4 protein-coding genes and 1 pseudogene are annotated in these 4,098 nt (G+C 55.1%); all 5 read right to left on the bottom strand.

Annotated elements, in window-relative coordinates:
- Window positions 1-472: 472 nt before the first annotated feature.
- Window positions 473-1,243, bottom strand: coding sequence for a hypothetical protein (locus PsAD26_RS04520; RefSeq protein WP_063309453.1), 771 nt, complete (start codon window positions 1,241-1,243; stop codon window positions 473-475).
- Window positions 1,244-1,263: 20 nt separating this feature from the next.
- Window positions 1,264-2,205 (bottom strand): CoA-transferase, encoded by a 942-nt coding sequence (locus PsAD26_RS04515; RefSeq protein WP_244273352.1) that lies wholly within the window; start codon window positions 2,203-2,205, stop codon window positions 1,264-1,266.
- Window positions 2,206-2,288: 83 nt separating this feature from the next.
- Window positions 2,289-2,789, bottom strand: coding sequence for a MaoC family dehydratase (locus PsAD26_RS04510; RefSeq protein ID WP_057461775.1), 501 nt, complete (start codon window positions 2,787-2,789; stop codon window positions 2,289-2,291).
- 11 nt (window positions 2,790-2,800) lie between these two features.
- A pseudogene (locus PsAD26_RS04505) lies at window positions 2,801-3,560 on the bottom strand (SDR family oxidoreductase).
- An 83-nt stretch (window positions 3,561-3,643) separates the two neighbouring features.
- Window positions 3,644-4,098 (bottom strand): enoyl-CoA hydratase-related protein (locus tag PsAD26_RS04500; RefSeq protein ID WP_193758247.1); only part of this gene is annotated, 455 nt, incomplete at its 5' end.

Genomic DNA, 4,098 nt, shown 5'->3' with positions numbered 1-4,098 from the left:
ACCTTGAGCTGGATGGCTGAACAGGATGGCGAAAGTTCGAGCATGCGCGAATGTGGCAGACACTTTACACTTCGGCAACCAGATCAGACTGCGTTATCGCAACTGCCCCACACTTTTGGGTGCTCTCGACGCCGATCAGCAGTCTGTTTAAATGGCATAAAGTAGAGAAGTTTCAGAGAAGATACTCTACGTCAGGGGGATACTGCAACAACGCCCTTGAAAACCATCTTCAGAGCGAAAACGCCTAAACCACCGTACTGAAATAACACAAAATACGCTCTAAAACATGTTTGCAACAGAGCCACTTACCTTGTGTTAAGAGGCAGCGCTCCGCCGTCGGTTTGAAAGGATTTGCGTTGGTTGCGTATTTTTAGCCTTGATATGCTGATTTAAACGTCGGTAAGGCGAATCTGGCCGGACGGGGAAGCGGTTGGCGGGGTGTTGAGTGCCTGCTGAATGTCCGGCCAGATTCTTACTGCTTAACTGCTGAGAGGCGGATGCCGTTCGGGTCGAGTTTTTTGATGATCGCCATTTGCGCCGCATTTGGAGTTTCGGTCTGAGCGGGCTTGTCGTCGGCCTGCAGGTCATAGCCGGTGTTGTCGCGCACCTGGTCCAAGCTCACGCCCGCATGCAGGGAGACAACGCGCGGTTTGTGGTCATCGCCGTTAAAATCCATCACACACAACGGCGTCACAATCAGTCCAATCTGCAATGTCTCAGGAATGATCTCATCCGGCCACATGCGTGGGTTATACCCGGCGCTGCACACCACATCGACTTCGCCTTTCACAAAGGTTTTTGTGTCGTGGCGTGTCACCAGCATGGAATTGCAATGGTGGATGCTGTTGCCGGGGAAACCGCGTGCGCCAAGCATTTGCACCTTGGGTTTTTTGAAATCACCCAGGCAGGAAATGTTGGCCTGACCATACTGATCGATCTGGACAGGAGACACCATGGCATGTCGGCGGCCAGACCACAGCACATCAAACACGCGTGTATAAGGAAGCCAGCCGGATGGATTGGGGCGTTCTTCTTCCGGGCATCCCAGCGGCACGGGCTCTTCAACCAAAAACGCCTCGCCATCGCTGAGCATCAGTTGATCGTTGAGCGTCAGTTTTGCCAGTCCGGCGGCAATGCGTGGCAAGCTGCCAATGCCGTTAGCCAGCAACTCGCCGTCCTTTTCCCAGGCTTTTGCCGCAGCGCAGATCATCACATCGGCAGTGGTATAGGTTTGCTGTTCCATATTCACGAGGCAAGTACCTTTTAAAATCGAGGGATCGGCAAAGTGCTGCAATGCTCTGCACCACCAACATTGGTCAGGTAGGCGGCTTCATCAGCGCCCACAAAGTCCTGCAGGTATGCATCAAACCCGTTTTCGTCCGCAGCGGATTTGCAATAAAGCTTCAGGTGCTGCATGTCCCAGCCATAATGATCATGCGCCGTGGTTGGATGGGCCCCAAAGGGCGCGCTGACAACCGCATCCACAAGCGAGCGGTCAAACAGGCTCTGCTGGCTGGTGTCAGGACAGCTAATATCCAGCCGGTCGACCAGTCTTTCTGCCGAGATAATGACATTGCCAGCTGCACGGGCAAACAGACTATCAAAATATGGATCGCGCCCGTGGGTCTGGGTGTTGCCCAGCCAGTCAGCGTAGGAAACATGAATGAGCGCAACATCCGGCTTGATGGCTGGCATGGCAACCAGCTTCTCCGCGCTGTTATAGGGGGAGGATATCACCTTCAGCTCGGGGTTGTAGGTCAGTATATCCGTGCCAAGGCCAATGCGGGTCGGCGCAAAGGGAACATTTTCCGCCCCAGCCCGCAAGCCAAGCTTCAGCAGGCCTTCATCCAGTTCCGTAATCTCAATTTGTCCGGTTTCCCGGGCTTTGCGGAAGTAAGGTTCAAGCGGAATAACATCGAGCGAAACAAAGCCGTAGATGACTTTTTTCACCTTGCCCGCTGCACACAACATGCCAACTTCCGGACCACCATAGGAGACAAGGGTCAAATCCTTCAGGTCTGAGCGGAGAATCTCCCGCACCAGCGCCATTGGTTTGCGTCTTGGGCCCCAACCGCCAATGGCGATCATCATGCCATCGCGCAGCGAGCCAATGGCGGTTTGCAGTGAAACCTGTTTGTTCATAGCAAGTCCTTGCTTTGCCTGCCTGTCTGAAAGGGACAGCCCCGAAAGGCAGGTGCGCTTCATTTCCTGATAATCCTATTGAGACCTTGCCTTTGAGAAATCATCCAACCGGACGAGCTGCGTGTTTTGTGCAGCGCATTGGCTGGCTATACCTGCTCAACCCCTTCTGGTTGCTCGGTTTTTTCGGGCAAGAAAGAATAACGCTGGATCGTATCTGCAACACAGCCGGGTTTTTCGCCGCCCTTAATGTCAATTGTCATGCGCACCGTTGTTTGCACATCCACTGCGCTTAGCGGTTTTACCGCAGTGAGCACGCCGTGGGCTCTGATCTGATCCCCTTGGCGAATGGGGGCGGGAAAGCGCACGCGGTCGACGCCGTAATTGACGCCCCAATCCAGATTCTCCGGTTTAAGCAGCATGAGCAGGAAATAGTTGGTCAAAGACAGGGAGAGATAACCGTGAGCTATGGTTGTGCCAAACGGCCCGGTTTTCGCTGCCTCGCGGTCCACATGCAACCACTGGAAATCCCCTGTGGCCTCTGCAAACAGGTCAATGCGCTCCTGCGTCATTGTCAGCCAGTCCGTTGGCTCCAGAACTATGTTTTTATTGGCAATTAAGTCCTCACAGCATCTTGCAATAAGTGTCATGGCACCCTCCATCAGGCCCGTTGAGAAGAAACTGACACCACTTCGCCAGTCATATAGGATGAGTAGTCGCTGGCTAAAAACATGATGACATTTGCTACTTCCCAAAGCTCAGCAGCGCGGCCAAAGGCTTCTTTTTTGCAAAGCTTGTCCAACAGCTCTGCGGGAGCGGAGCGCCGCAGGAAATCATGCATGGCCAGTGAGGGCGCAACCGCATTGATGCGGATGTTATGCGCGGCCGCCTCCACTGCGCTGCAGCGGGTTAAAGCCATCACAGCAGCCTTGGCAGCGGCATAGTGCGCCTGCCCGGCCTGTGCCCGCCAGCCAAGAACGGAGGCGTTATTGACAATCACGCCAGCACCGCGTGCCTGCATCTTTGCAAGGGCTGCGCGGGTCATGCGAAACGTGCCGTTCAAAGTGACATCAAGCACCAGCGACCATTCCTGATCACTCATCTCAACGATGTTTTTGGTGCCGCCCAGCCCCGTTATTGACAAGAATATCAAGGCCGGACATGAGCGTATCGCCCTTATCAACCAGCGCCTGCACCTCCTCTTCGCAGGTCACATCAGCCACTTGCCCAACAACAACCGTTTGCTTGCCTTGCTCTTTTGCCACGCCTTGCAGTTTTGCTGTGGCCTGTTCCAACCGCTCTGGATGTTTGTCGGAAATAATCACCATCCGGGCATTTTCCTCCACCGCCCGTTGGGCTGTGGCAAAGCCGATGCCAACCCCGGCAGCGGCGGTGATCAGGAGCCCGCGATCCTCCAGCATATTGTGGCCCTGCACATAGCGGGGCGGCGAGGCAGAGACAGGTAGGTCGCTCTCGGCAGCATCAAGCATGATGAAATCCTTCTTCAAAAATTGGCGTTTTCACCTGTTGTTACAAACGCATCACGGGTCATTTGAGAATCTGAGTGCAAGTAAGCCTGAGCGGTAAAGCCTTGTTCCCAGCGGTAATTGCGCTCCAGATTGCTGGCCTCAACGCCGTTGAGCGCCTCTTTGGCAAGCGAAATCAGCGCCGGGCTCTTTTCTGCAATCTTTTCAGCAATAGCGCGGGCATGGTCATGAAGCTGATCGCGTTTGACAACCGCCTCAATGCCGCCATACCGAGCGGCCTCCTGAGCAGTCATCTCAAGGCCGGTGAAATAGAGATAGCGGACCTTTTGCAGGGGCAGCAGTCGTTGCAAATGCGCCCCGCCGCCCAATGCCCCGCGGTCCACCTCCGGCACGCCAAAGCGGGCGCACTCAGAGGCGACGACGATGTCCGCAGCGCCGCAAATGCCAATGCCGCCGCCGAGCACAAACCCAT

This window comes from Pseudovibrio sp. Ad26 (genome assembly GCF_001623285.1).
Classification (GTDB): domain Bacteria; phylum Pseudomonadota; class Alphaproteobacteria; order Rhizobiales; family Stappiaceae; genus Pseudovibrio; species Pseudovibrio ascidiaceicola.
The sequence above is the reverse complement of the archived record's forward strand: the minus strand, read 5'-3'. Positions and strand labels throughout refer to the sequence as shown.

Bases quoted from the DNA above. Each gene is read 5' to 3' on its own strand.
- PsAD26_RS04510 (WP_057461775.1), bottom strand. From the start codon at position 2,789: ATGACACTTATTGCAAGATGCTGTGAGGACTTAATTGCCAATAAAAAC.
- PsAD26_RS04515 (WP_244273352.1), bottom strand. From the start codon at position 2,205: ATGAAGCGCACCTGCCTTTCGGGGCTGTCCCTTTCAGACAGGCAGGCA.
- PsAD26_RS04520 (WP_063309453.1), bottom strand. From the start codon at position 1,243: ATGGAACAGCAAACCTATACCACTGCCGATGTGATGATCTGCGCTGCG.